Below are 25,183 nucleotides of genomic sequence, written 5' to 3'. Positions count from 1 at the left end.
TATGCAGTGATAGTGCTAAAGAGGGATAAGGTGTAAAATAAATGCATCTTAATGTTCGGAGAGAGCACGATGCCTGGTAAACGTATCGCTCGTGAAAAACTGACGATCAAAAAAATGATCGCGCTGTATGAAAGCCAGTGTCCACAGGCGTCAGCGGTGCAGGGGCATTACGACGCGCTGTACGCCTACGCGCAAAAACGTCTTGATAAATGCGTATTTGGCGAGGAAAAACCTGCCTGTAAGCAGTGCCCGGTGCACTGCTATCAGCCGGCTAAACGCGAGGAGATGAAGCAGATTATGCGTTGGGCAGGTCCGCGAATGCTTTGGCGGCATCCTGTCCTGACCGTGCGGCACCTTATCGACGATAAGCGCCCCGTTCCGGAATTGCCGGAAAAATATCAGCGCAAGAAGTGAAGGGGAAGCGCCAGGCCTACGGCGCGCATCATCTCCTGGCCGGATCAGATCCGGCAACCCGTTACGCTAACGCGTCTTTATCAATACCCAATCGCTTCATACGCGACAGCAGGGTGGTTCGTTTAAGCCCCAGACGCTGCGCCGCGCCTTTTGGTCCAGCCACTACGCCATTGGTCTCTTTCAGCACGCGTATAATAAGCTGATATTCATCTTCGCCTTCTTTGGCGCTTTCAGTCGCAACAGGCGAGGTATCGGGCGTTACGGCGGTAATATCCGGCAGCGACAGTTGTAGCACATTGCCGCGCGTCAGCAGCACGGCGCGCTCGACGACATTCTCCAGCTCGCGAACGTTCCCCGGCCATTCCATGCTGCTAAGCGTGCGCAGCGTTTCGGCGGGAATGCTGTCGATATTACGCCCCATTCGGCGGGCAATTTTGAAAGTGAACGCTTTGACCAGTAGTGGAATATCTTCCGGACGTTCGCGCAACGGAGGAAGCTGGATCGGAAAAACATTCAGCCGATAGTAGAGATCGTTACGGAATTCGCGATCGGCGACCATTTTTTTCAGATCGCGGTTAGTCGCGGCGATCAGCCGCACGTCGGTCTGGATCAGTTTATTGCTGCCGAGACGTTCAAACTCTTGCTCCTGAAGGACGCGCAGCAGCTTAGGCTGTAGCTCCAGCGGCATGTCGCCCACTTCATCCAGAAACAGCGAGCTTTTATCCGCCAGCTCGAAACGGCCAATCCGCTGCGCGCTGGCGCCGGTAAACGCGCCGCGCTCATGACCAAACAAATCGCTTTCCAGCAGCCCCGCCGGCATCGCGGCGCAGTTCATCTTTACCATCCTGCGCCCGCTACGTCCGCTCAGGTTGTGAATGGCGCGGGCAATCAACTCTTTACCGGTTCCCGTTTCGCCCAGAATTAGCACGGTACTGTCGCTTTGCGCCACCATCTCAACCTGCTTTAGCACGTTGTACATCGCTTCGCTGCGTCCGATGATCTCGCCAAACTCGCTGTCGACGTTATTAAGCTGCTCCGTGAGCGCCAGGTTTTCGTCGACCAGGCGTTCCTTCAGACGGTGGATTTCCTGATAGGCCAGCGCATTATCCACGGCAATGGCTACCCGTTCGGCAATCTGACGCAGCAGCTTGAGGTTGGCGGTGGTAAACACTTTTTCTTCGCACTGGGCCAGTTTGAGCACGCCAAGCATCGTTTTGCCGGACATCAACGGCAGCAGGCAAAGCGTCTGGATCTGATTGCCCCAGGTATCGAACAGCATGCGTTCGTAGGGGGCAAGCGGATCGCGTTCGTTGAGGTTGATAAGCAGCATCTCTTTACTTTTAAAGACGCGCTCCGTGAGCGTGCCGGCTTCGTCGACTTCGCTCTGTTCGTGCGCCGGATGATGCTCATCAAGGTAGTGGGTGGAGTAGATATTCAGCTTATTTTTGCGATGGCTGCGCAACACGATGCTGATCGCGTCGATATTGAAATAGTGGTGGATCTCTTTTGCGACTTCGCTTACCAGCTCATCAATATCCAGACGCGACAGGACGGCGTTGGTAATCGCAACCAGAATACGGAAGTTATCGCGTTCGCTGCACAACAGATCATAATCGACGTTATTGTTTACCCGGTTTTGAATTTGCTCGGCGACCACGCCGACAATTTGGGTAAACGTATGCAGACGGTCATATTCCTTTTCACTCCAGGGGCGATCTTCCTGACGGATGAATTCGCAGCCGCCGAAAATACGGCCCTCCGCGGCTAAAGGAAGCAGACAGTAATGACCAAATTCAGGGTAGAGGCCGCTCGCGGCAAGCTGCGGCCAGGTTTCGGTAAACTCATGGAAATTACAGTGCAATGCATCGGGGCGAGAAAGGATGCGACGTACCGGGCCGTGCGCCAGTACGGTTTCATCTTCATATTCAACAGGACGGCCATTTTCTCGCGTCGCATAATATTGTGCGCGTTGCGACTGCGCCTGCCATAGCACAATGCCGGCGCTGTCGGCGAGCGCTGAACGCTTTACCAGTTGCGAAAGCGCTTCACTGAGCGACGCCAAATCGGGCTGCTGCAATAAGGTACGAGTGATATCGAACAAGCCTTGCTGTCCAAGATCGCTCATGGGTGTATACGACATGTTGCTTTTCCAGGAAAATACCGCAAAACGGTGCGAAAACGGTAAATGAATTATAGGTATAAGTCGTAAGTTATTGCCGGATGGCTGACCGCAAACTCGCTGGTCACACACTCCGTAGGCCTGATAAGCAAAGCGCCATCAGGCGTTCATGCAGCGTTAATGCCGGATGTCGACGCAAATGCGTCTTATCCGGCTTACAGTATGCTGTCAACAGGCTGCTAGCATATACGAGGTAATGGTTCGGCGTGTGGCAAATCAAGGGTTCGCTTCACGCCATAGAGTCCGGCTAAGCGAACGCCTTTGCGTTCCACGACTTCGCCAATCAGCGCCGCATCACGTCCCAGCGGATGCGCGCGTAATGCCGCCAACGCCCGATCTGCGGCCTGCCGTTCAACGGCAATCACCAGTTTTCCTTCGTTGGCAAAGTTCAGGGCATCCAGCCCCAACAGCTCGCAGACGCCGCGCACGGCAGGTTTGAGCGGCAGTGCGGATTCGGACAATTCAATACCGTAACCGCAGGACGCTGCAAATTCATGGGCGACCGCATTCACGCCGCCGCGCGTGGCGTCACGCAATGCCTTCACTCCGTCAATATGACGCAGCGTCTGAATAAGCGGCGTTAATACTGCGCAGTCGCTCGCCAGCTCGCCATCCAGTCCCAGTTGCTCACGCAGGTTGAGGATAGTGGCGCCGTGATCGCCAAGCGTACCGCTGACTAACAGCACATCGCCAACGCTCAGCGTTTGCGCGCCCCAGCGAATATCGGCGGGAATCGCCCCCATGCCGGCAGTGTTGATAAATAATTTATCCGCCGCGCCGCGCTGCACAACTTTGGTGTCGCCGGTTACAATGGCGATACCCGCTTCCCGCGCGGTCGCCGCCATGCTATTGACCACGCTTTTTAACGTCTCCATCGGCAGCCCTTCTTCAAGGATAAAGCCGCAGGAGAGATAGCGGGGGATCGCGCCGCTCACCGCTACGTCGTTCGCCGTACCGCAAATCGCCAGTTTGCCGATATTGCCGCCGGGGAAAAAGAGCGGATCGATCACATAGCTATCGGTAGAAAACGCCAGACGGTCGCCCTCCGCCGTCAGTTGCGCCAGCTCCAGACGCGCCTGATCTTCTTGTTCCGCCAGCCACGGGTTGGCAAAGGCCTCCATAAACAGGCTATTAATCAACTGTTGCATAGCCTGGCCGCCGCTGCCGTGGGCGAGTTGTATATTGTTCAAACTTCACACTCCTGCTGACGATACTGATACCAGGCGGCGCATGCGCCTTCGGAAGAGACCATCAGCGCGCCGAACGCGGTCTCTGGATTACATGTTTTACCAAATAGCGGGCACTGATGCGGCTTGCATCTGCCGGTCAGCACTTCGCCGCAGCGGGCGCGCGGATCGTCATAGACCTGCTGTGGCGCTGGGCGGAAATGCGCTTCGGCGTCAAAGCGCTGATACTCTGGCGTCAGGTGGACGCCGGAGGATTCAATTACGCCCAGACCGCGCCACTCGCTGTCGCCATTAACGCAGAACACATCGGCGATGGCCTGCTGCGCCAGCATGTTTCCGGCATCCGGCACCACGCGACGGTATTGGTTTTCAACCTGGCTTAGGGCCGCTATTTTCTGCTCAACCAGCATGACCACGCCTTGCAGTAGATCAAGCGGCTCGAATCCAGCCACCACCAGCGGGCGATGAAAATCGGCGGCGATAAACTGGTACGCCTCGGTGCCGATGACCATGCTGACGTGGCCTGGCGCAAGAAAGGCGTCAATGCCGTTGTCCGGCTGCTCCAGTAGGCTACGCAGCGTCGGGATCAGCGTAATGTGCTGGCAGAAAAAGTAGAAGTTTCGCACGTCACGCTGTTTTGCCTGCTGTAGCGTGATGGCGGTGGTCGGCATGGTGGTTTCAAAGCCCAGCCCGAAAAATACCACTTTGCGGGTCGGGTTATCCTGCGCCAGCTTCAGCGCGTCCATCGGAGAGTAAACAATACGGACATCCGCGCCGCGCGCTTTAGCCTGCAACAGCGAACCCTGTTTCCCCGGCACGCGCATGGCATCGCCAAAGGTGCAGAAAATCACCTCCGGATGGCTGGCGATTTCCACGCAACTGTCGATACGTCCCATCGGCAGCACGCAGACCGGACAACCGGGGCCGTGAATAAACTCCACGTTTTCGGGCAGTAACTGATCGAGACCAAATTTAAAAATTGCGTGGGTATGACCCCCGCAGACTTCCATAATGCGCAGCGGTCGTTCGGCAGTGTAAGGAAGAAGGGCGGCGCGTTCACGCAGGTGTTCAATGAGCTGCATCACCTGTTCCGGCGCACGGTACTCGTCAACAAAACGCATTATCTCTCCTCACCATACAGCAGTGCGCCGACGTCCGGCTCAACATCAAACATATTTTGTAGCGCGTCGAGCGTGTCGCGCGCTTCCGCTTCGTTAATGACGCTCATGGCGAATCCGACATGAACCAGCACCCACTGACCCAGACGCGGCTGACCGTTTTCATCACAACTGCCGACTAATGTGAGATCGACGTCGCGCTGAATGCCGCAGACGTCAACTTTTGCCTGATTGCCGTCAATGGCGCGGATTTGACCCGGCACGCCTATGCACATCGCTGCGCCTCCAGCCAGGCCAGCCACTGATCCATGCCTTCGCCGCTGGTGGCGGAAATCAGGATAATTTCAATCTCCGGGTTCACTTCACGCGCGCTGGCGATGCACTTCTCAACGTCAAAATTGAGGTAGGGCAGCAGATCGACTTTATTGAGCAGCATGAGCGACGCAGCGGCAAACATATGGGAATATTTCAGCGGCTTATCTTCACCTTCGGTCACGGAAAGCACTGCGACTTTATGCTTTTCGCCCAGATCGAAGCTGGCCGGGCAGACAAGATTACCGACGTTTTCGATAAACAGAATACCGTGGTCATCCAGCGGCAGGCGCGGCGCGGCGTCGGCGATCATTTGCGCGTCAAGATGGCAGCCTTTACCGGTGTTGACCTGAATGGCGGGCGTGCCGGTAGCGCGGATGCGGGCGGCGTCGTTCACTGTCTGCTGGTCGCCTTCAATCACCGCGCACGGTACACGGTCTTTCAATTTCATCAGCGTTTCGGTCAGCAGGGTGGTTTTACCTGACCCGGGGCTGGACACCAGGTTGAGCACCAGTTGCTGGCGGGCGGCGAAACGGGCGCGGTTGCGCTCAGCCAGACGATTATTTTTGTCCAGCACGTCGATTTCAACCTCCAGCATCCGCCGCTGACTCATACCAGGCGCGTGGGTTCCGGCTTCGCCGTGGCCGTAATGCAGATCGCCTTCTGCGGTCTGACTTGGGGTAAAGTCAGGCGTTTTAATGCCGGTAATATTCAGCGCCGGGCGAGCCGCTGGGGCAAAGGGCGCGCTACGAAACGCTGAGTGCGGATTATGTTCATCGCCTTCTATATAAAGGTTGCCTTCAGCGCAACCGCAAGTCGTACACATCGCTTACTCCTGATCTTTTTCTTGTTACAGGCTTTCTGCCGGATGGCGACGCGAGCGTCTATCCGGCATTAATCTTCAGTTTCATCAATCTCTATGCGCCGAATTTGTAAGCCGTCATCGGCCACAATTCGCAGCGTATCGCTATGACATTGCGGACAACGACGTACACGGTGGGTTAACAACGTGACATATTGTTGACAATGCTCACACCAGCATTCGGCTTCCTGTTCTTCGAGGTGCAGTTTACAACCTTCTGCTATCGTGCCGCGGCATACCAGATCAAAACAAAAGGAAAGAGCGCTGGTTTCCACGCAAGAAAATGCGCCAATTTTGATCCAGACGGCTGTCACACGTTTTGCACCGTATGCTGAAGCCTGTTGTTCAATCAATTCCAGTGCCCGTTGGCAGAGGGTAATTTCGTGCATATCGCCTCCCGTAGTGGTTGCCCCTGTAAAGCAATATTTATGCCAATATTTTTATCCCCTGGCAGGTTAATGTCGACGATGACGAAATGACATGTCGTCACCGCGTCGAAACGGCAGTAACTGCGCTCGTCTGCTATTAAAAACAATAAGTTAAAAATTGGCATGGAAAATGCTTAACGCAGGCATCTCTGTTAAACGGGTAACCTGACATGACTATTTGGGAAATAAGCGAAAAGGCCGATTACATCGCGCAACGGCATCGTCGCCTACAGGACCAGTGGCATATTTACTGCAACTCGCTGGTTCAGGGGATCACCCTCTCGAAAGCGCGCCTGCATCACGCAATGAGCTGCGCGCCGGAAAGGGATCTTTGCTTTGTCCTGTTTGAGCACTTTCGTATTTACGTCGCGTTGGCGGATGGTTTTAACAGCCACACCATTGAGTACTACGTTGAAACCAAAGATGGCGAAGATAAGCAATTGATTGCACAGGCGCAGCTCGATATCGACGGCAAGGTTGACGAACGGGTTAACAACCGCGATCGCGAGCAGGTGCTGGAGCACTATCTGGAAAAAATCGCCAGCGTTTACGACAGCCTCTATACCGCTGTAGAAAACAACTCGCCGGTTAATTTGCGTCAATTGGTAAAGGGAAACAGCCCGGCGGTATAAGCCTGAGGCGTTGCCCGCTTTGATTCTCGATATGGCGTTGCGCCATGTCATGAATGTTTTGGGGATGGGCGTGTCGATAAGTGTCGAAAATGACATTTCAACGGCATGTTTTCGTCAAAAATGACAATCACCTGAGGAATGCCTGGTGAATCGTTTTGTAATTGCTGACTCCACTCTCTGTATCGGCTGCCACACCTGTGAGGCCGCCTGTTCAGAGACGCATCGCCAGCATGGCCTGCAGTCAATGCCGCGCCTGAAAGTGATGCTGAATGAAAAAGAATCTGCGCCGCAGCTTTGTCACCACTGTGAAGATGCGCCATGCGCCACGGTATGCCCGGTTAACGCGATTAATCGCGTTGACGGCGCTGTCCAGCTTAATGAAAGCCTGTGCGTGAGCTGCAAACTGTGCGGTATTGCCTGTCCGTTTGGCGCTATTGAGTTTTCCGGCAGCCGTCCGCTGCATATTCCAGCGAACGCCAATACGCCGAAAGCGCCGCCCGCGCCGCCAGCGCCTGCGCGCGTCAGTACGTTGCTCGACTGGGTGCCGGGCGTACGCGCTATCGCGGTGAAATGCGACCTGTGCAGCTTTGACGAGCAAGGCCCGGCCTGTGTGCGGATGTGCCCGACTAAAGCGCTACACCTGGTGGAGAACACGGATATCGCCCGCGCCAGCAAACGTAAACGTGAGCTGACGTTTAATACCGATTTTGGCGATCTCACCTTGTTTCAGCAGGCTCAGAGTGGGGATGCATAATGAGTTCACTTTCACTGATTACTAGCGGCGTCGCGTGGTTTGCCGCCGCCGCCGTTCTGGCGTTTCTGTTTTCGTTTCATAAAGCGCTGAGCGGCTGGATTGCCGGTATCGGCGGCGCGGTCGGCAGCCTGTGTACGGCAGGCGCGGGGTTCACCGCGCTGACCAGCGCCGTTACGGTGAGCGGCGTGATGCCGTTTACCGGTCACATGCTGCAAATAACGCCGCTGAATGCTATCTGGCTGATTACGCTGGGGCTGTGCGGTCTGTTCGTCAGCCTGTTCAATATCGACTGGCATCGCCATCCACAGGTAAAAGCCAACGGACTGTTGATCAACCTGCTGATGGCGGCAGCCGTCTGCGCTGTGGTCGCCAGTAACCTGGGGACGATGGTGGTGATGGCGGAAATCATGGCGCTCTGCGCCGTGTTCCTTACCGGCGGTAGCAAAGAGGGCAAACTGTGGTTTGCGCTGGGCCGTCTCGGTACGCTGCTGCTGGCAATCGCCTGCTGGCTGGTGTGGCAGCGCTACGGCACGCTGGATCTGGGGCTGCTGGATCAACGCGCTCAGCAACTGCCGCTGGGCTCCGATATCTGGCTGCTCGGTGTTATCGGCTTTGGTCTGCTGGCCGGGATTATCCCGCTACACGGTTGGGTGCCGCAGGCGCACGCCAACGCCAGCGCTCCCGCCGCCGCGCTGTTCTCGACCGTGGTGATGAAAATCGGGCTGCTGGGCATTCTCACGCTATCTCTGCTTGGCGGCAATGCGCCGCTGTGGTGGGGTGTGGCGCTGTTGGTGCTTGGGATGATCACCGCCTTTGTCGGTGGTTTGTACGCGCTGATGGAGCATAACATTCAGCGCCTGCTGGCCTATCACACGCTGGAAAATATCGGCATCATTTTGCTCGGTCTGGGCGCAGGCGTTACCGGGATTGCTCTCAATCAGCCGGTACTGATCGCGCTGGGTCTGACCGGCGGGCTCTATCACCTGCTGAACCATAGCCTGTTCAAAAGCGTGCTGTTTCTGGGCGCGGGCAGCATCTGGTTCCGTACCGGTCATCGCGATATCGAAAAACTGGGCGGTATTGGTAAACGGATGCCGGTTATTTCTATCGCCATGCTGGTCGGTCTGATGGCGATGGCGGCGTTGCCGCCGCTGAACGGCTTTGCCGGCGAGTGGGTGATTTATCAGTCCTTCTTCAAACTGGGCAACAGCGGCGCGTTTGTTGGTCGTCTGTTAGGACCGCTGCTGGCGGTTGGCCTGGCGATTACCGGCGCGCTGGCGGTGATGTGTATGGCGAAAGTTTACGGCGTGACGTTCCTTGGCGCGCCGCGCACGAAGGAAGCTGAAAACGCCAGCTGCGCGCCGATCCTGATGGGCGTCAGCGTGGTGGCATTGGCGATTTGCTGTGTACTGGGCGGGGTTGCCGCGCCGTGGCTGCTGCCGATGATTTCCACTGCGGTACCGTTGCCGCTGGAAACCGCGCACACCACCGTATCGCAGCCGATGATCACGCTGCTGTTGGTCGCCTGTCCGCTACTGCCGTTCATCATTATGGCGATGTTCAAAGGCAACCGTCTGCCGTCGCGTTCTCGCGGCGCGGCCTGGGTGTGCGGCTACGACCATGAGCAGTCGATGGTGATTACCGCGCACGGTTTCGCCATGCCGGTGAAAGAGGCCTTTGCCCCGGTACTCAAACTGCGTAAATGGCTGAACCCGGTATCGCTGGTGCCGGGCTGGCAGAACGCGGCGGCCGCGGTGCTGTTCCGTCGTCTGGCGCTGATTGAGCTGGCGGTGCTGGTGGTGATTGTGGTTTCACGAGGAGCCTGAAAATGAGTGTGTTTTATCCGTTAATTCAGGCGCTGGTGCTATTTGCCGTTGCGCCATTGCTGTCCGGTATTACTCGCGTGGCGCGCGCCCGTCTACACAATCGCCGTGGGCCGGGCGTGTTGCAGGAGTACCGCGACATTATCAAACTGCTCGGTCGTCAGAGTATTGCGCCCGCGGATTCTGGCTGGGTTTTTCGCCTGACGCCGTTTGTGATGGTCGGCGTGATGCTGACTATCGCCACCGCGCTGCCGGTTGTCACCGTTGGATCTCCGTTGCCGCAACTGGGTGATTTAATCACTCTGATTTACCTGTTCGCCATCGCGCGCTTCTTTTTCTCTATTGCAGGCCTGGATACCGGCAGCCCGTTCACCGCGATCGGCGCCAGCCGTGAAGCGATGCTCGGCGTGCTGGTGGAGCCGATTCTGCTGCTGGGTCTGTGGGTCGCCGCGCAGGTGGCGGGCTCAACTCATATCAGCAATATCGCCGATACCATTTATCACTGGCCTGTCGCGCGTAGTATTCCGCTGATTCTGGCGCTGTGCGCCTGCGCCTTCGCCACCTTTATCGAAATGGGCAAGCTGCCGTTCGACCTGGCGGAAGCGGAGCAGGAGTTGCAGGAAGGGCCGTTGACCGAATACAGCGGTAGCGGCTTTGCGGTGCTGAAATGGGGCATCAGCCTTAAGCAACTGGTGGTGCTGCAAATGTTCGTCGGCGTGTTTCTGCCGTGGGGACAGATGGAAACCTTCAGCGCAGGCGGACTGTTGCTGGCGCTGGTGATTGCCGTCGTCAAGCTGATTGTCGGCGTACTGGTGATCGCCCTGTTTGAAAACAGCATGGCGCGACTGCGTTTTTGCGCCACTTCACGCGTGACCTGGGCCGGTTTTGGGTTTGCGTTTTTAGCCTTCGTCTCCTTGCTGGCGGCGTGATTTAAGAGAGTTTGAGCATGTCTGAAGAAAAATTAGGTCAACAATACCTTGCGGCGCTGCACCAGGCGTTTCCGGGCGTCGTGCTGGACGAAGCCTGGCAGACCAAAGATCAGCTGACTATTACGGTAAAAGTGAACTATCTGCCGGAAGTGGTGGAGTTTCTTTACTACCAGCAGGGTGGGTGGTTGTCGGTGCTGTTCGGTAATGACGAACGCCAGTTGTGCGGCCACTATGCCGTTTATTACGTGCTGTCGATGGAGCAGGGCACGAAGTGCTGGATTACCGTTCGCGTTGAAGTAGATGCCAATAAGCTGGAATTCCCATCCGTTACGCCGCGCGTGCCGGCTGCCGTGTGGGGTGAGCGCGAAGTACGCGACATGTACGGTTTAATCCCGGTCGGTCTGCCGGACGAGCGCCGTCTGGTGCTGCCGGACGACTGGCCGGATGAACTCTATCCGCTGCGTAAAGACAGCATGGATTATCGTCAGCGCCCGGCGCCGACCACCGATGCGGAAACCTACGAGTTCATTAACGAGCTGGGTGACAAGAAAAATAACGTGGTGCCGATTGGCCCGCTGCATGTCACCTCCGATGAACCGGGCCACTTCCGTCTGTTCGTCGATGGCGAAAACATTATCGACGCCGACTACCGCCTGTTCTACGTCCACCGTGGTATGGAAAAACTGGCGGAAACCCGCATGGGTTATAACGAAGTCACCTTCCTGTCGGATCGCGTGTGTGGTATCTGCGGCTTCGCCCACAGCACCGCCTACACCACTTCCGTGGAAAACGCGATGGGCATTCAGGTGCCGGAACGTGCGCAGATGATCCGCGCCATTCTGCTGGAAGTGGAGCGTCTGCACTCGCACCTGCTGAACCTAGGCCTCGCCTGCCACTTTACCGGCTTTGACTCCGGCTTTATGCAGTTCTTCCGCGTGCGTGAAACCTCCATGAAAATGGCAGAGATCCTTACCGGCGCGCGCAAAACTTACGGACTGAACCTGATCGGCGGGATTCGCCGCGATCTGCTCAAAGAGGACATGATCCAGACCCGTCAACTGGCGCAGCAGATGCGTCGTGACGTGCAGGAGCTGGTTGACATGCTGCTGAGCACGCCGAATATGGAACAGCGTACCGTGGGTATCGGTCGTCTGGACCCGGAAATTGCCCGTGACTTCAGTAATGTCGGCCCGATGGTGCGCGCCAGCGGTCACGCCCGCGACACCCGCGCCGACCACCCGTTTGTGGGCTATGGCCTGCTGCCGATGGAAGTGCACAGCGAGCAGGGCTGCGATGTGATTTCTCGTCTGAAAGTCCGTATCAACGAAGTTTACACCTCGCTGAATATGATCGATTTCGGTCTGGATAATCTGCCGGGCGGCCCGCTGATGGTGGAAGGCTTTACCTATATTCCGCACCGTTTTGCGCTCGGCTTTGCCGAAGCGCCGCGTGGCGATGATATCCACTGGAGCATGACCGGCGACAACCAAAAGCTTTACCGCTGGCGCTGTCGTGCGGCGACCTACGCCAACTGGCCGACGCTGCGCTATATGCTGCGCGGCAACACCGTCTCCGACGCGCCGCTGATTATCGGCAGCCTCGACCCGTGCTACTCCTGTACCGACCGGATGACCGTGGTCGATGTGCGTAAGAAGAAGAGCAAAGTCGTGCCGTACAAAGAACTTGAGCGCTACAGCATTGAGCGTAAAAACTCGCCGCTGAAATAAGGAATCGCCATGTTTACCTTTATCAAAAAAGTTATCAAAACCGGCACGGCGACCTCGTCTTATCCGCTGGAGCCGATTGCGGTTGATAAAAACTTCCGCGGCAAGCCGGAACATAATCCGCAGCAGTGCATCGGCTGCGCCGCCTGCGTTAATGCCTGCCCGTCGAACGCGCTGACGGTGGAAACCTTACTGGCAACCAATGAGCTGGCGTGGCAGTTCAATCTTGGCCGTTGTATCTTCTGCGGCCGCTGCGAAGAGGTGTGCCCGACGGCGGCGATTAAACTGTCGCAAGAGTACGAACTGGCAGTGTGGAAGAAAGAAGACTTCCTGCAACAGTCCCGCTTCGCGCTGTGCAACTGCCGCGTGTGCAATCGTCCTTTCGCCGTACAGAAAGAGATTGACTACGCCATTGCGCTGCTTGCGCACAACGGCGACAGCCGCGCGGAAAACCACCGCGAAAGCTTTGAGACCTGCCCGGACTGTAAGCGTCAGAAATGCCTGGTGCCGTCCGACCGTATTGAACTGACTCGCCATATGAAAGAGGTCAGCTAATGAGCAATTTATTAGGCCCGCGTGACGCCAACGGCATTCCGGTACCGATGACGGTGGATGAATCCATCGCCAGCATGAAGGCGTCTCTACTGAAAAATATTAAGCGTTCGGCATACGTTTACCGCGTGGACTGCGGCGGCTGTAACGGCTGTGAAATCGAAATCTTTGCGACGCTTTCGCCGCTGTTTGATGCCGAGCGTTTCGGCATCAAAGTGGTACCGTCGCCGCGTCATGCCGATATTCTGCTGTTTACCGGCGCGGTGACCCGCGCCATGCGCTCTCCGGCGCTGCGCGCCTGGCAGTCGGCGCCGGACCCGAAAATCTGTATCTCTTATGGGGCCTGCGGCAACAGCGGCGGAATCTTCCATGATCTGTACTGCGTCTGGGGCGGTACGGATAAAATCGTACCGGTGGATGTGTATATTCCAGGCTGCCCGCCAACGCCTGCGGCGACGCTGTATGGCTTTGCGATGGCGCTTGGCCTGCTGGAGCAGAAAATCCACGCCCGCGCGCCGGGTGAGCTGGACGATCAGCCCGCAGAGATCCTGCATCCGGATATGGTGCAGCCGCTGCGCGTGAAGGTGGATCGCGCGGCGCGCCGGCTGGCGGGTTATCGCTATGGTCGTCAGATCGCCGATGATTACCTGACACAGCTGGGGCAGGGCGAGCAGCAAGTGGCGCGTTGGCTGGAAGCGGAAAACGATCCGCGTTTAACCGAAATTGTCACCCATCTCAATCATGTTGTTGAAGAGGCGCGTATCCGATGAGCGAACAGGTGGTGTTCAGTCAACTGAGCCGTAAGTTTATTGATGAGAACGATGCGACGCCTGCCGAGGCGCAGCAGGTTGTCTATTACAGCCTGGCGATTGGTCACCACCTGGGGGTTATCGATTGTCTGGAGGCCGCGCTCACCTGCCCATGGGATGAGTATCTGGCGTGGATCGCCACCCTGGAAGCCGGTAGCGATGCCCGGCGTAAAATGGAAGGCGTGCCGAAGTATGGCGAGATCGTTATCGATTTCAACCATGTGCAAATGCTGGCGCGCGCGTTTGATGAGGCGCGCGCCGCGCAGACCCCGCAGCAGCAAGAATGGAGCAAACTGATGCTCAGTATGCTGCATGACATTCATCAGGAAAGCGCCATCTACCTGATGGTGAGGAGGCTTCGTGACTGACGTTTTACTCTGTGTCGGCAACAGCATGATGGGCGACGACGGCGCAGGCCCGCTACTGGCGGAAATGTGCGTGGCGCAGCCGAAGGGCAACTGGGTTGTCATCGACGGCGGCAGCGCGCCGGAAAACGACATTGTGGCGATTCGCGAACTGCGCCCGCAGCGTCTGTTGATTGTCGACGCCACCGATATGGGACTTAATCCGGGCGAGATCCGCATCATCGATCCGGATGATATCGCCGAAATGTTTATGATGACCACCCACAATATGCCGCTGAACTACCTTATCGATCAGCTGAAAGAGGATGTCGGCGAGGTGATTTTTGTTGGTATCCAGCCGGATATCGTCGGGTTTTATTATCCGATGACTCAACCGATTAAGGACGCGGTAAACATCGTCTATCAGCGCCTGGAAGGCTGGCAGGGAAACGGCGGATTTGCCGCGCTGGAAGCGCCGGAGGCGTAAAATGCGCACATATTTAGGGAGAATTTGTGTTACACGGCAAAGGTTGTAAGAAGGACGTGAAGATTATCGTATGGAGCGGACTGCTATTTCTCTGCCTCGCCGCACGCGCACTGGCCACCGGTGTTGTCGGTTACCTGCCGATGAGCGACGGTGAATATGCGCAAAAGCGTGCGCTAAAGCCTCTGTTGACCCTGCCTTATTCTGTATCGCCCGACCAGACATGGCATTTTCGCCAGGTCGGAGTCAGTGGCGTGACGCTACTGCCGGAGCCGAAAAAAGATAACGAATGGCGGATTAGCGGAAAAGACAGAGCCGGTAATTCGTGGGTTGTCCCGGTGGGAAGGCTGATTAATTTGGCGGGTAATGCGCAATTTTATCGCGCTGACCTCGATCGTAACGGCATTCAGGATCTGGTTATCTGGTTGGGCAATCCTGGGTTGGGCCTGGCGCCGAGCGCGCAATACATCATTTTCACCTTTCTCAATAATGGCCGCCCCTGCGTCTTTGAACCGTGGGGGTTTTATACCGCCACCGATACTGGCGTCGATGATTTGCTTGATTTACAGGGCAATGGGCGCACGCAACTGTTGGATATGCAGTTTGACTCAGGCTACTGGATAACCAATTTATATCAGGTGAAGGACGCCCGCTGGCAGCGCGTACACGGCTGGTTTGGCCGGTTGAGTTATCCGGCGCTGACCCGTTTTAATCACTATCCTGGCCGTAAATTAATTATCAAACCTATTGCCGGAAGGAATCCGCAAACGGACGATCTTTCCCTTACGCAGCGCTGTTTAATACGCGGTAACGTATTGCCAGGCGTTAATCAGGATTGATGCCAGTTTCGGTGCAGAATCGGATGGCTATCACTGTAAATCTTGACCACCACTGGCGACATTACGTGTCATCGACACTTGTGACGATGACACGTAAATGCTCACGAAAATAGAAATAATATTCTTAAATAACAATGAAATAAAAATTGGCACGATTCGTGTATATATCGGCACATCATCTGTTATTGCTGGAGAATTTGATGAACCGTTTCATCATTGCAGACGCGAGTAAGTGCATTGGTTGCCGTACCTGTGAAGTGGCTTGCGTCGTATCCCATCAGGAAAATCAGGATTGCGCATCGCTGACCCCTGAAACCTTTTTACCTCGTATCCATGTCATCAAAGGCGTGAACGTTTCCACGGCAACGCTGTGTCGCCAGTGTGAAGACGCGCCGTGCGCCAACGTTTGCCCGAATGGCGCCATCAGCCGTGACAAAGGCTTTGTTCATGTGATGCAGGAACGCTGCATTGGCTGTAAAACTTGCGTAGTGGCATGTCCTTACGGCGCCATGGAAGTGGTGGTACGTCCGGTGGTTCGCAATAGCGGCGCGGGGCTGAACGTGCGTGCTGAAAAAGCCGAAGCCAACAAGTGCGATCTGTGTCACCACCGTGAGGCCGGTCCGGCCTGTATGGCCGCTTGCCCAACGCACGCCCTCATCTGCGTGGACCGCAATAAGCTTGAACAGCTGAGCGCGGAAAAACGCCGTCGTGCGGCGCTGGATTCAACGGCATCGCTGCTTTTCTGATTTCTGCGATTGCGCGTAGAATACGCCACAAAGCATTGCCGGATGGCGGCATCAATGCCTTATCCGGTCTACGGTCCGTGCGGTTGTAGGCCTGATAAGCGTCGCGCCATCAGGCATCCGGGTTCGATGATGGCGGGAAAATAAGATGGCGATAGACACACCTTCCGGCGTACAGCTACGCATTCGGGGCAAAGTACAGGGCGTCGGTTTTCGTCCTTTTGTCTGGCAGCTGGCGCAGCAGTTGCGATTACACGGCGACGTGTGTAATGACGGCGACGGCGTCGTCGTTCGGCTGCTGGAAGATCCGTCGCAATTTATTGCCGCGCTCTATCAGGATTGCCCGCCGCTGGCGCGCATTGACAGCGTTGAACACGCGTCGTTGGTATGGGAGCGCGCACCGACGGATTTCACCATTCGTCAGAGCGCAGGCGGTTCGATGAACACGCAAATCGTGCCGGATGCGGCGACCTGCCCGGCATGTCTTGCCGAGATGAATACCCCAGGCGAGCGGCGCTACCGTTATCCTTTCATCAATTGCACCCACTGCGGACCACGCTTCACCATTATTCGCGCTATGCCCTATGACCGGCCATTTACGGTGATGGCGGCGTTTCCCTTGTGTCCGGAATGCGACAGCGAATACCGCGATCCGTACGATCGCCGTTTTCATGCCCAGCCCGTTGCCTGTCCGTCATGCGGGCCGCATCTTGAGTGGCGGAGCCAACATGAACGAGCGGAAAAAGAGGCGGCTTTGCAGGCGGCAGTCGCCCAACTGAACGCCGGAGGCATTATTGCCGTTAAAGGGCTGGGTGGTTTTCATCTGGCCTGCGATGCGCGCAACGATAACGCAGTGGCGATGCTGCGGGCGCGTAAACATCGCCCGGCGAAACCATTGGCGGTGATGTTGCCCAAGGCGCAAACGCTGCCGAGCGCGGCGCGTTCGCTGCTGACCACGCCAGCGGCCCCGATTGTGCTGGTGGATAAGCAGTATGTACCTTCGCTGAGTGAGGGCATCGCGCCAGGACTTACGGAGGTGGGCGTGATGCTGCCCGCCAACCCATTGCAACATCTCTTGTTGCAGGCGCTCAATTACCCGCTGGTGATGACATCCGGCAACCTGAGCGGCAAACCGCCCGCCATCACCAACGAACAGGCGCTGGACGATTTACACGATATTGCCGATGGTTTTCTGTTGCACAATCGCGACATTGTTCAGCGCATGGACGACTCTGTCGTGCGCGACAGCGGCGAAATGCTGCGTCGTTCGCGGGGATACGTGCCGGACGCGATTGCGTTGCCGCCCGGATTTCGCGATGTGCCGCCGATACTTTGTCTGGGCGCGGATCTGAAAAACACGTTCTGTCTGGTACGCGGCGAACAGGCGGTTGTCAGCCAACATTTAGGCGATCTCAGCGATGACGGTATCCAGGCGCAGTGGCGCGAGGCATTGCGTTTGATCCAGTCAATCTACGATTTTACCCCAGAGCGTATCGTCTGTGATGCGCATCCGGGCTATGTTTCCAGTCAGTGGGCCAGTGAGATGCGTCTGCCGACAGAGACGGTGTTACACCATCATGCCCATGCGGCGGCTTGCCTGGCCGAGCATGGTTGGCCGCTGGACGGTGGAGAGGTGATTGCCCTGACGGTAGACGGTATCGGCATGGGTGAGAATGGCGCGCTATGGGGCGGAGAATGTTTGCGGGTCAATTATCGCGAGTGCGAACATTTAGGTGGTTTACCCGCCGTGGCGCTGCCGGGAGGCGATCTGGCTGCCAAACAGCCGTGGCGTAATCTGTTGGCGCAGTGCCTGCGCTTTGTGCCGGACTGGCAGGATTACCCGGAGACAGCGGGGCTGCAACAGCAAAACTGGAGTGTCCTGGCGCGCGCCATTGAGCGCGGCGTCAATGCCCCGTTGGCCTCTTCCTGCGGGCGGTTGTTTGACGCGGTGGCCGCCGCGCTTCGCTGCGCGCCAGCATCGCTTAGCTATGAGGGCGAGGCCGCCTGCGCGCTGGAGGCGCTGGCTTCTCAATGCGCTAACGTTGAGCATCCGGTAACGATGCCGCTTAACGGCGCTCAACTGGACGTCGCTGTTTTCTGGCGGCAATGGTTGAACTGGCAGGCCACGCCCGCGCAACGCGCCTGGGCTTTTCATGATGCGCTGGCGTGCGGGTTTGCCACGCTAATGCGCCAGCAGGCTACGGCGCGGGGGATAACCACTCTGGTCTTCAGCGGCGGGGTGATACACAACCGCTTACTTCGCGCGCGTCTTGCCTTTTATCTTTCTGATTTTAAATTGTTATTTCCGCAGCGGTTACCAGCGGGCGACGGCGGGCTGTCGTTTGGACAGGGCGTGATTGCCGCAGCGCGAGCATTAAGGGAAGTGTAGGGCACCGGATGGCGGCTGCGCCTTATCTGGCCTGTAAACAGATGCTCACTCGTAGGCCGGATAAGACGCGAAGCGGCGCCATCCGGCATCACAGGCTTATACGGACAACGTTTTCAGCAGTGCAAAGGCCTCTTTCATGCGGTCTTCACTCACCACAAAGGCGCGTAGCTGGCCTTCTCCACTCATGCCTTTGGCAATCATACCGTCAGATTCTGCGGTAATCTGCCAGCTTAAATCGCGGCGCTGAGTTTCTCCCGCCAGATGCAGCGGCAGTTCCGGCGTTTTGACTTTGACCAGCATCGCCGGTAGCTTCAGCGGCGCGTTGCCGCCGAGCAGATTTTTCGCCAGGTACATCGCGCTTAACTGGATCGGTTGCAGGAAGGGCAGCACCTGACCATTGATTTCCGCGCAATCGCCGATCGCATAAATATCCGGGTGACTGGTCTGTAGATAGCTATCCACGCAGACGCCGCGGTTGACGGCTACCCCGGCGCGGCGCGCCAGAGCGGTCTCCGGGCGTAAGCCGGTGGCGGCAATCACCGCATCGACCTCAATACTATGCTGGCTTACCAGCGTAGCGCGGATACCGGCTTCGGTTTTCTCCAGTTTTTGCAACTGCGATTTCAGCAGCAGATGCACCCCCATATCGGTCAGGTGATGCTGTAAGCGACTGCTCACTTCTGGTGGCATCAGTGAGGCGAGAAGGCTGGCGGCGTTATCCATCAGCGTTACCGTTTTCCCGGCGCGGCAGAAATCCATCGCTAATTCACTGCCAATGAGACCGCCGCCGACAATCAGCACTCGCTGCGCGTCGCGCAGTTGTGTCTCACAGGCTCGGTACTCCTGCTGGCTATTCAAAGTAAGCATTAACTCACGTCCTGCAATCGGCGGCACAAAGGCTGTCGCCCCGGTCGCCAGTACCAGCTTGTCGTACTGCCACTGCTTATCCTGACTTTTCACCGCATGGGCATCGGCATCAATGTCAGCAACCCAGGTATGCGGGAACAGTCGCAGATTAAACTGTTCAGCAAATTCCCCCGCTAACTGGCGGGTGAGATCATCGGCGCGCTGCGACTGGCTGATAACGTGGCTGAGATCGGGCTTGTTGTACTCATCCATGCTGTCCGCCGCAATCAGGGTTAACGGCACATGCGCATCTTGTTTACGGATATTTTTGACGAGCTGGCGGGCGGCGAAGCCCGACCCAATAATGATGATTCCCCGACTCATTTTGCCTCCGTCGCCAGCACGTCGAACACGTCTTTACCTAATGAACATTCCGGGCACAGGAAGTTATCCGGCACGTCGCTCCACGGCGTACCCGGCGCGACATCCTGCAACGGCTCGCCCAGCGCAGGGTCGTAAATCCACTGGCATACGCTGCATTGCATTTTGGGGCCGAGGTCTGCGGCGGCGCAGGTTGTGGTTTCTTCGACTGGCGCGGTTTTCTGTGTGGTTTCCGGCAGCGGAGCAAGCGCCCACTGACGGGCGATGTCGCGACCATGCTGACGGCACAACTCCAGCGCATCCAGATCCGGACGCCATTTCGCTTTCAGACTCAGGGACATTTCAAAACCGGCATCCTGTAAGCGCGTGGACAGTCGATCCACCGCGCCGCCGCTCCAGCCATGAGAACCGAAGGCGCTGGCGCGTTTGTTGCGAAAGCGCAGGCCGGTCATCTCTTCCACCAGACCAGCGATTTTCGGCATCATCACGTTGTTCATGGTAGAAGTGCCGACCAGCACGCCTTTCGAACGGAAGACATTGGTCAGTATTTCATTTTTATCGCTGCGGGCGACGTTAAAGATTTTGACCGCCACGTTGGGGTCCACTTCGTTGATACCCTGCGCGATGGCATCTGCCATCATGCGAGTATTGTTCGACATGGTATCGTAGAAAATAGTGATACGATCTTCCTGATAATCTGCCGCCCATTTCAGATACAGCTCCACGATTTGCGTTGGGCTGTCGCGCCATACCACGCCGTGTGAGGTGGCAATCATATCCACCGGCAGGTTGAAGCCGAGGATTTCGGTAATTTTTGGCGTTACCAGACGGCTGAACGGCGTCAGGATATTGGCGTAGTAGCGCTGGCATTGTTCAAACAGTTCGGTTTGGTCCACTTCATCATTGAACAGGCGCTCGTCGCAGTAGTGCTGACCAAAGGCGTCGTTGCTGAATAACACCGCGTCGCCGGTCATATAGGTCATCATGCTGTCCGGCCAGTGCAGCATCGGCGTTTCCACGAAGATCAATTGTTTGCCGTTGCCGATATCCAGCGTATCGCCGGTTTTCACCACCTTAAAATTCCATTCCGGGTGATGGTGATGGCCGTTGATAGAGTCAATGGCGTTGGCGGTACAGTAGATAGGCGTGTCCGGGATCTGCGCCATCAGTTCGGTCAGCGCGCCTGCATGGTCTTCCTCGGCATGGTTAATGATGATGTAGTCGATGTCCGCGAGGTCGATTTCACTGCGCAGATTTTGCACAAACTCACGGCTAAACTTATGATCCACAGTATCGATCAGCACATTCTTTTCTTCACGAATGAGATAGCTGTTATAGCTGCTGCCACGCAGCGTTTTGTATTCAGTGCCGTGAAAATCACGTACTTCCCAGTCGCGTTGGCCAACCCAATGAATATTATTTTTAACCAGAATAGACATAACCACCTCAATTCATTCAACGTTTACAAAAAGTTGTTTTGCTTATTGCAGCTAGTGTGCCAACTTTTCATCTTATTGATTTGTATGAAGTTATATTGGTTTTTTATTTTTGGTGTAGTCAAAAAGACTATAAATGATGCTGTCAATATGACACTATAGGTTGTCAAAATGACAATGAGGTAACCATGAGTTTTTCCGTGGAGGTATTGGCGGGCATCGCCATTGAGTTACAACGCGGCATTGGGCATCAGGATCGTTTTCAGCGGCTGATTACTACGCTGCGTCAGGTGCTGGCGTGCGACGCCTCGGCGCTGCTGCGCTATGAATCACGACAATTTATTCCACTGGCGATTGATGGCCTGGCGCAGGATGTTCTCGGCAGACGTTTTACCCTGGAAGGGCATCCGCGCCTGGAAGCCATCGCCCGCGCGGGGGACGTGGTGCGTTTTCCGGCTGATAGCGATTTACCCGATCCGTATGACGGATTAATTCCCGGACAGGAAAGCCTGAAAGTCCACGCTTGTGTTGGTCTGCCGCTGTTTGCCGGGCAGAACCTCATCGGTGCGCTGACCCTTGATGCTATGACGCCGGAGCAGTTCGAGGTATTTAGCGATGAAGAGCTGCGGCTTGTCGCCGCGCTGGCCGCCGGGGCATTGAGCAATGCGCTGTTAATTGAACAACTGGAAAGCCAGAACATGCTGCCGGGGTCGTCAGGCGTGTTTGAACCGATAAAAGAGACGCACATGATCGGCCTGTCGCCGGCGATGACGCAGTTGAAAAAAGAGATCGAGATTGTGGCGGGCTCCGATCTTAACGTGCTGATCGGCGGTGAAACGGGGACTGGTAAAGAGCTGGTGGCGAAAGCCATTCACCAGGGCTCCCCCAGAGCGGTCAATCCGCTGGTCTATCTCAACTGTGCCGCGCTGCCGGAAAGCGTGGCGGAGAGCGAGTTGTTTGGTCATGTAAAAGGGGCTTTTACCGGGGCTATCAGTAATCGTAGCGGTAAGTTTGAAATGGCGGATAACGGCACGCTGTTTCTGGATGAGATTGGCGAACTGTCGCTGGCGCTACAGGCCAAGCTACTTCGCGTGTTGCAGTATGGCGATATTCAGCGCGTCGGCGACGATCGTAGCCTGCGCGTGGATGTGCGGGTGTTGGCGGCGACCAACCGTGACCTGCGTGAAGAGGTGCTGGCGGGGCGTTTTCGCGCCGACCTGTTCCATCGCCTGAGCGTTTTCCCGCTCTTTGTGCCGCCGCTGCGCGAGCGCGGCGATGATGTGGTGTTGCTGGCGGGCTATTTTTGCGAGCAGTGCCGACTGCGGCTGGGGCTGTCCCGCGTGGTACTGAGTCCCGGCGCGCGCCGCCATTTGCTCAACTATGGCTGGCCGGGCAACGTCCGGGAGCTGGAACATGCCATTCACCGTGCGGTTGTACTGGCGAGAGCGACCCGGGCAGGGGATGAGGTGGTACTGGAGGAGCAGCATTTTGCCTTGTCAGAGGACGTTTTACCCGCGCCGTCTGCGGAAAGCTTTCTGGCGCTGCCGGCCTGCCGCAATTTGCGCGAATCGACGGAGAACTTCCAGCGAGAGATGATTCGCCAGGCGCTGGCGCAAAATAATCACAACTGGGCGGCCAGTGCGCGGGCGCTGGAAACCGACGTCGCCAACCTGCATCGGCTGGCGAAGCGTCTGGGACTGAAGGATTAGATAATCCCCGCCTGGTAGAAATCCTGCAGGTTAATGGCGCCGGTGAGTTTGCCGTTTTCATCGACCACCGGCGCGGCGGTAATTTTGCGTTTCATCAGGAGCTCTTTGGCGTCAATGGCGCGGCTTTGCGCCTGGAGCGTAATACCGTTGGGCGTCATGGCTTCGCTTACCGGCGTGGTGAGCGCGCCGCCGCCCACCAGCCAGCGACGCAGGTCGCCGTCGGTAAAGACGCCTTTCACAACATGTTGCTCATCGCAAACCGCCACCAGCCCCAGCCCGGTACGGCTAAGTTCCAGCATGGCATCCATCACGCTGGTGGCGAGCATTACCTGCGGTATTGCATCGCCCTGGCGCATCAGGTGATGCACATTATTGAGCAAACGCGCGCCCAGTGCGCCAGCCGGATGCGAACGGGCGAAATCTTCTTCGTTAAAACCGCGCGCCTGCATGACCGCCATCGCCAGCGCATCGCCCATCATCAGCGTATTGACGGTACTGGATGTCGGCGCCAGATGCATCGGACAGGCTTCACGCTCGACGGAAATATCCAGAACGGCTTTTGCCGCTCGCCCCAGCGGAGAGTGAGGTTTACCGGTCATCGCCAGCAGCGCGACGGATTTATCTTCCAGACGTGGGATGATGAGGTCGAGTTCTTTTGCGCCGCCGGAATAGGAGATAAATAACATCACGTCGCGGCTTTCAATCATCCCCAGATCGCCATGCAGTGCTTCCGCCGGATGAACAAAAAAAGCGGGAGTACCGGTACTGGCAAGCGTCGCGGCGATTTTTTTACCAATATGACCTGATTTACCAATGCCGGAAACGATCACTTTGCCTTCACAGTGAATAATGATATTGGCGGCGCGGACAAAATCATCGCCCAGACGCTCCGGCAGACGGCTGGCTTCCTGTAGCTCCAGCATTAAGGTCTGACGGCCCGCGTTTAGTAGTGCATCACTCATTGCTTTCTCCGGTTATGATTACTTCAATCCCTTTTGCTTCCAGCGCCTGACGAAATGCCGGATCGATCCCCGCGTCCGTGATCAGTTTGTCGACGGTTTCCAGACTGCACACCACATTGGGGCTTTTACGACCAAATTTTGAGGAGTCCGCCATCAGAATCACCTCGCGTGCTGCATTGCACATTGCGTTACTGACGGTGTAAACCTCATTGAACGTGGTCACACCGACATTCAGGTCAATACCGTCAGTTCCCATGAAAAGTTTATCAAAGCTGAATTGCTCAAAGGCGTTTTCCGCCAGTTGACCGTGAAACGACGCCGATTTTTTACGGAAGGTGCCGCCGGGCATCAGGATAGTTTGTTCGTTGTCCAGTTCCGATAGCGCGTTAACAATATGGAGGCTGTTGGTCATCACCGTGATGTTGCTAAAACGCGAAAGCAACGGCACCATCTGTAACACGGTACTTCCGGCGTCCAGAATAATGGAATCGCCATCATGGATATATTTCACAGCGGCTGCGGCTATCAGCGCTTTTTTGTGGGTGTTGATAAGCGTTTTGTGATCAATAGGCGGATCGGACTCTTCTTTATTCAACACCACGCCGCCATAGGTGCGGATGACGGTTCCGGCATTTTCCAGAATGACCAGATCTTTACGGATAGTGGTGCCTGTCGTGTCAAAGTACTGGGCCAGTTCTTCAACCGAGCATTTTCCCTGTTTTTGCAGGTGCTCCAGAATCGCGGCCTGACGCTGACGAGGTTTCATAGGCGTGATTACCCTGACTTATGTATTTACCCGTCATACTTCACGCTGCATGTGCGTTGGCTTTCCTCGCTCACCCCGGTCACGTACTGATGTACGCTCTTGGGATTCACTGCGTCGCCGCCTTCCTGCAACTCGAATTATTTAGGGTATTGGTTGCAAAATGATAATTTCGCAAGCTATACGCATTCACAACGAAATTACCCATGTTTCAGTTTAAGCGCCAATGATAGTGCATTCTGCGCGAGCGAATCATGGGGAAAGATCACATCAGGCTGTAATTCATGCAAATGTTTTCCTTGCATTGCGGCAATTTTAACCGGTCTGGCGAATACCGTAAGGCCTTTCATCAATAAAGTGTCCGTCACCCGCTGCTGTTCATCCAGCGCCACGGCAACCACCACCCGGGGCTTAAAACGCCCGCCGGAGCGCCCGACGCCGACCCGCCCCTGTTGGCTAAGTTTATCGAAAGCCCGATTAAAGCGGGAAATCTGCCAGCCGCCCAGCGCCAGTTGCGCACACCAGGCGATAACGGCGACGGTAATCAGAGTGGAAACCATAATA

Annotated in this window: 25 protein-coding genes; 14 read left to right on the top strand and 11 right to left on the bottom strand. The window is 56.4% G+C overall.

Going from position 1 to position 25,183, the window contains the following annotated elements; all coding sequences use genetic code 11:
* The first annotated feature begins 69 nt into the window (after window positions 1-69).
* The gene (locus J4650_RS06670) at window positions 70-414 is read left to right on the top strand and encodes a nitrous oxide-stimulated promoter family protein (RefSeq protein WP_001117940.1); all 345 of its coding nucleotides are present in this window, start codon (window positions 70-72) and stop codon (window positions 412-414) included.
* A 61-nt stretch (window positions 415-475) separates the two neighbouring features.
* On the opposite strand, the gene flhA is transcribed toward J4650_RS06670, so the two are convergent.
* The 6 genes from flhA to hypA form a co-directional block, all read right to left on the bottom strand.
* The gene (gene flhA, locus J4650_RS06665; RefSeq protein WP_023993702.1) at window positions 476-2,554 is read right to left on the bottom strand and encodes a formate hydrogenlyase transcriptional activator FlhA; all 2,079 of its coding nucleotides are present in this window, start codon (window positions 2,552-2,554) and stop codon (window positions 476-478) included.
* 218 nt (window positions 2,555-2,772) lie between these two features.
* Entirely contained in the window at window positions 2,773-3,783 is a 1,011-nt protein-coding gene (hypE, locus tag J4650_RS06660; protein ID WP_001059962.1) for a hydrogenase expression/formation protein HypE, read from the bottom strand.
* The gene (gene hypD, locus J4650_RS06655; RefSeq protein WP_001212958.1) at window positions 3,780-4,901 is read right to left on the bottom strand and encodes a hydrogenase formation protein HypD; all 1,122 of its coding nucleotides are present in this window, start codon (window positions 4,899-4,901) and stop codon (window positions 3,780-3,782) included. Before hypD ends, hypE begins: the two co-directional genes overlap by 4 nt.
* The gene (gene hypC / locus J4650_RS06650) at window positions 4,901-5,173 is read right to left on the bottom strand and encodes a hydrogenase 3 maturation protein HypC (RefSeq protein ID WP_000334871.1); all 273 of its coding nucleotides are present in this window, start codon (window positions 5,171-5,173) and stop codon (window positions 4,901-4,903) included. Before hypC ends, hypD begins: the two co-directional genes overlap by 1 nt.
* Window positions 5,164-6,036: a hydrogenase nickel incorporation protein HypB gene (hypB, locus tag J4650_RS06645; protein ID WP_023993703.1), complete on the bottom strand. Its 873-nt coding sequence runs from the start codon at window positions 6,034-6,036 to the stop codon at window positions 5,164-5,166. The genes hypC and hypB overlap by 10 nt, the downstream gene beginning before the upstream one ends.
* Window positions 6,037-6,104: 68 nt before the next feature.
* Window positions 6,105-6,461 carry a hydrogenase maturation nickel metallochaperone HypA gene (gene hypA, locus J4650_RS06640; RefSeq protein ID WP_000544461.1) on the bottom strand — a complete coding sequence of 119 codons (357 nt, stop codon included), beginning with the start codon at window positions 6,459-6,461 and terminating at the stop codon, window positions 6,105-6,107.
* A gap of 209 nt (window positions 6,462-6,670) precedes the next feature.
* Here hypA and hycA point away from each other — a divergent pair, with 209 nt between their 5' ends.
* The 12 genes from hycA to hypF all read left to right on the top strand — a co-directional run bounded on the left by hycA (window position 6,671) and on the right by hypF (window position 18,522).
* On the top strand, window positions 6,671-7,132 hold the full coding sequence (gene hycA / locus J4650_RS06635) for a formate hydrogenlyase regulator HycA (RefSeq protein ID WP_000158073.1): 462 nt from the start codon (window positions 6,671-6,673) through the stop codon (window positions 7,130-7,132).
* A gap of 145 nt (window positions 7,133-7,277) precedes the next feature.
* Complete coding sequence (hycB, locus tag J4650_RS06630; protein ID WP_001079164.1) at window positions 7,278-7,886, top strand: formate hydrogenlyase subunit HycB; 609 nt, start codon at window positions 7,278-7,280, stop codon at window positions 7,884-7,886.
* Entirely contained in the window at window positions 7,886-9,712 is a 1,827-nt protein-coding gene (hycC, locus tag J4650_RS06625) for a formate hydrogenlyase subunit 3 (protein ID WP_000097041.1), read from the top strand. The genes hycB and hycC overlap by 1 nt, the downstream gene beginning before the upstream one ends.
* A 2-nt stretch (window positions 9,713-9,714) precedes the next feature.
* A complete protein-coding gene (locus J4650_RS06620) occupies window positions 9,715-10,638 on the top strand; it encodes a respiratory chain complex I subunit 1 family protein (protein WP_000110563.1) in 924 nt (307 codons plus the stop codon).
* Between the two features lie 17 nt (window positions 10,639-10,655).
* Window positions 10,656-12,365 carry a formate hydrogenlyase subunit HycE gene (hycE, locus tag J4650_RS06615; RefSeq protein WP_001288155.1) on the top strand — a complete coding sequence of 570 codons (1,710 nt, stop codon included), beginning with the start codon at window positions 10,656-10,658 and terminating at the stop codon, window positions 12,363-12,365.
* A gap of 9 nt (window positions 12,366-12,374) precedes the next feature.
* Complete coding sequence (hycF, locus tag J4650_RS06610) at window positions 12,375-12,917, top strand: formate hydrogenlyase subunit HycF (RefSeq protein ID WP_000493773.1); 543 nt, start codon at window positions 12,375-12,377, stop codon at window positions 12,915-12,917.
* A complete protein-coding gene (gene hycG, locus J4650_RS06605; RefSeq protein WP_000067419.1) occupies window positions 12,917-13,684 on the top strand; it encodes a formate hydrogenlyase subunit HycG in 768 nt (255 codons plus the stop codon). The genes hycF and hycG overlap by 1 nt, the downstream gene beginning before the upstream one ends.
* A complete protein-coding gene (locus tag J4650_RS06600; RefSeq protein WP_000003725.1) occupies window positions 13,681-14,091 on the top strand; it encodes a formate hydrogenlyase maturation HycH family protein in 411 nt (136 codons plus the stop codon). Before hycG ends, J4650_RS06600 begins: the two co-directional genes overlap by 4 nt.
* Window positions 14,084-14,554 (top strand): hydrogenase maturation peptidase HycI, encoded by a 471-nt coding sequence (hycI, locus tag J4650_RS06595; protein WP_001522916.1) that lies wholly within the window; start codon window positions 14,084-14,086, stop codon window positions 14,552-14,554. The genes J4650_RS06600 and hycI overlap by 8 nt, the downstream gene beginning before the upstream one ends.
* Window positions 14,555-14,580: 26 nt before the next feature.
* The gene (locus J4650_RS06590) at window positions 14,581-15,390 is read left to right on the top strand and encodes a hypothetical protein (RefSeq protein ID WP_000902281.1); all 810 of its coding nucleotides are present in this window, start codon (window positions 14,581-14,583) and stop codon (window positions 15,388-15,390) included.
* 200 nt (window positions 15,391-15,590) lie between these two features.
* Entirely contained in the window at window positions 15,591-16,136 is a 546-nt protein-coding gene (gene hydN / locus J4650_RS06585) for an electron transport protein HydN (RefSeq protein ID WP_001078791.1), read from the top strand.
* 145 nt (window positions 16,137-16,281) lie between these two features.
* A complete protein-coding gene (gene hypF / locus J4650_RS06580) occupies window positions 16,282-18,522 on the top strand; it encodes a carbamoyltransferase HypF (protein WP_023993704.1) in 2,241 nt (746 codons plus the stop codon).
* A gap of 96 nt (window positions 18,523-18,618) precedes the next feature.
* On the opposite strand, the gene norW is transcribed toward hypF, so the two are convergent.
* Window positions 18,619-19,752 carry an NADH:flavorubredoxin reductase NorW gene (norW, locus tag J4650_RS06575; RefSeq protein ID WP_023993705.1) on the bottom strand — a complete coding sequence of 378 codons (1,134 nt, stop codon included), beginning with the start codon at window positions 19,750-19,752 and terminating at the stop codon, window positions 18,619-18,621.
* Window positions 19,749-21,188 (bottom strand): anaerobic nitric oxide reductase flavorubredoxin, encoded by a 1,440-nt coding sequence (gene norV / locus J4650_RS06570; RefSeq protein WP_023993706.1) that lies wholly within the window; start codon window positions 21,186-21,188, stop codon window positions 19,749-19,751. The genes norW and norV overlap by 4 nt, the downstream gene beginning before the upstream one ends.
* A gap of 185 nt (window positions 21,189-21,373) precedes the next feature.
* Between norV and norR the strand changes: the two genes are divergently transcribed.
* On the top strand, window positions 21,374-22,894 hold the full coding sequence (gene norR, locus J4650_RS06565; protein ID WP_000010816.1) for a nitric oxide reductase transcriptional regulator NorR: 1,521 nt from the start codon (window positions 21,374-21,376) through the stop codon (window positions 22,892-22,894).
* Here the strand turns inward: norR and gutQ are convergent.
* From gutQ to gutM, 3 genes are all read right to left on the bottom strand, one after another.
* Entirely contained in the window at window positions 22,891-23,856 is a 966-nt protein-coding gene (gutQ, locus tag J4650_RS06560; protein WP_001278206.1) for an arabinose-5-phosphate isomerase GutQ, read from the bottom strand. The two genes, norR and gutQ, sit on opposite strands and share 4 nt — an antisense overlap.
* Entirely contained in the window at window positions 23,849-24,622 is a 774-nt protein-coding gene (srlR, locus tag J4650_RS06555; protein ID WP_000804536.1) for a glucitol operon DNA-binding transcriptional repressor SrlR, read from the bottom strand. Before srlR ends, gutQ begins: the two co-directional genes overlap by 8 nt.
* A 197-nt stretch (window positions 24,623-24,819) precedes the next feature.
* Window positions 24,820-25,179: a transcriptional regulator GutM gene (gene gutM, locus J4650_RS06550; RefSeq protein WP_000255198.1), complete on the bottom strand. Its 360-nt coding sequence runs from the start codon at window positions 25,177-25,179 to the stop codon at window positions 24,820-24,822.
* Between the last annotated feature and the right edge of the window lie 4 nt (window positions 25,180-25,183).

This window comes from Salmonella sp. 32120201201600049SM, assembly GCF_017572835.1.
Classification (GTDB): Bacteria; Pseudomonadota; Gammaproteobacteria; order Enterobacterales; family Enterobacteriaceae; genus Salmonella; species Salmonella enterica.
This window is presented reverse-complemented; position numbering and strand designations above follow the sequence as displayed.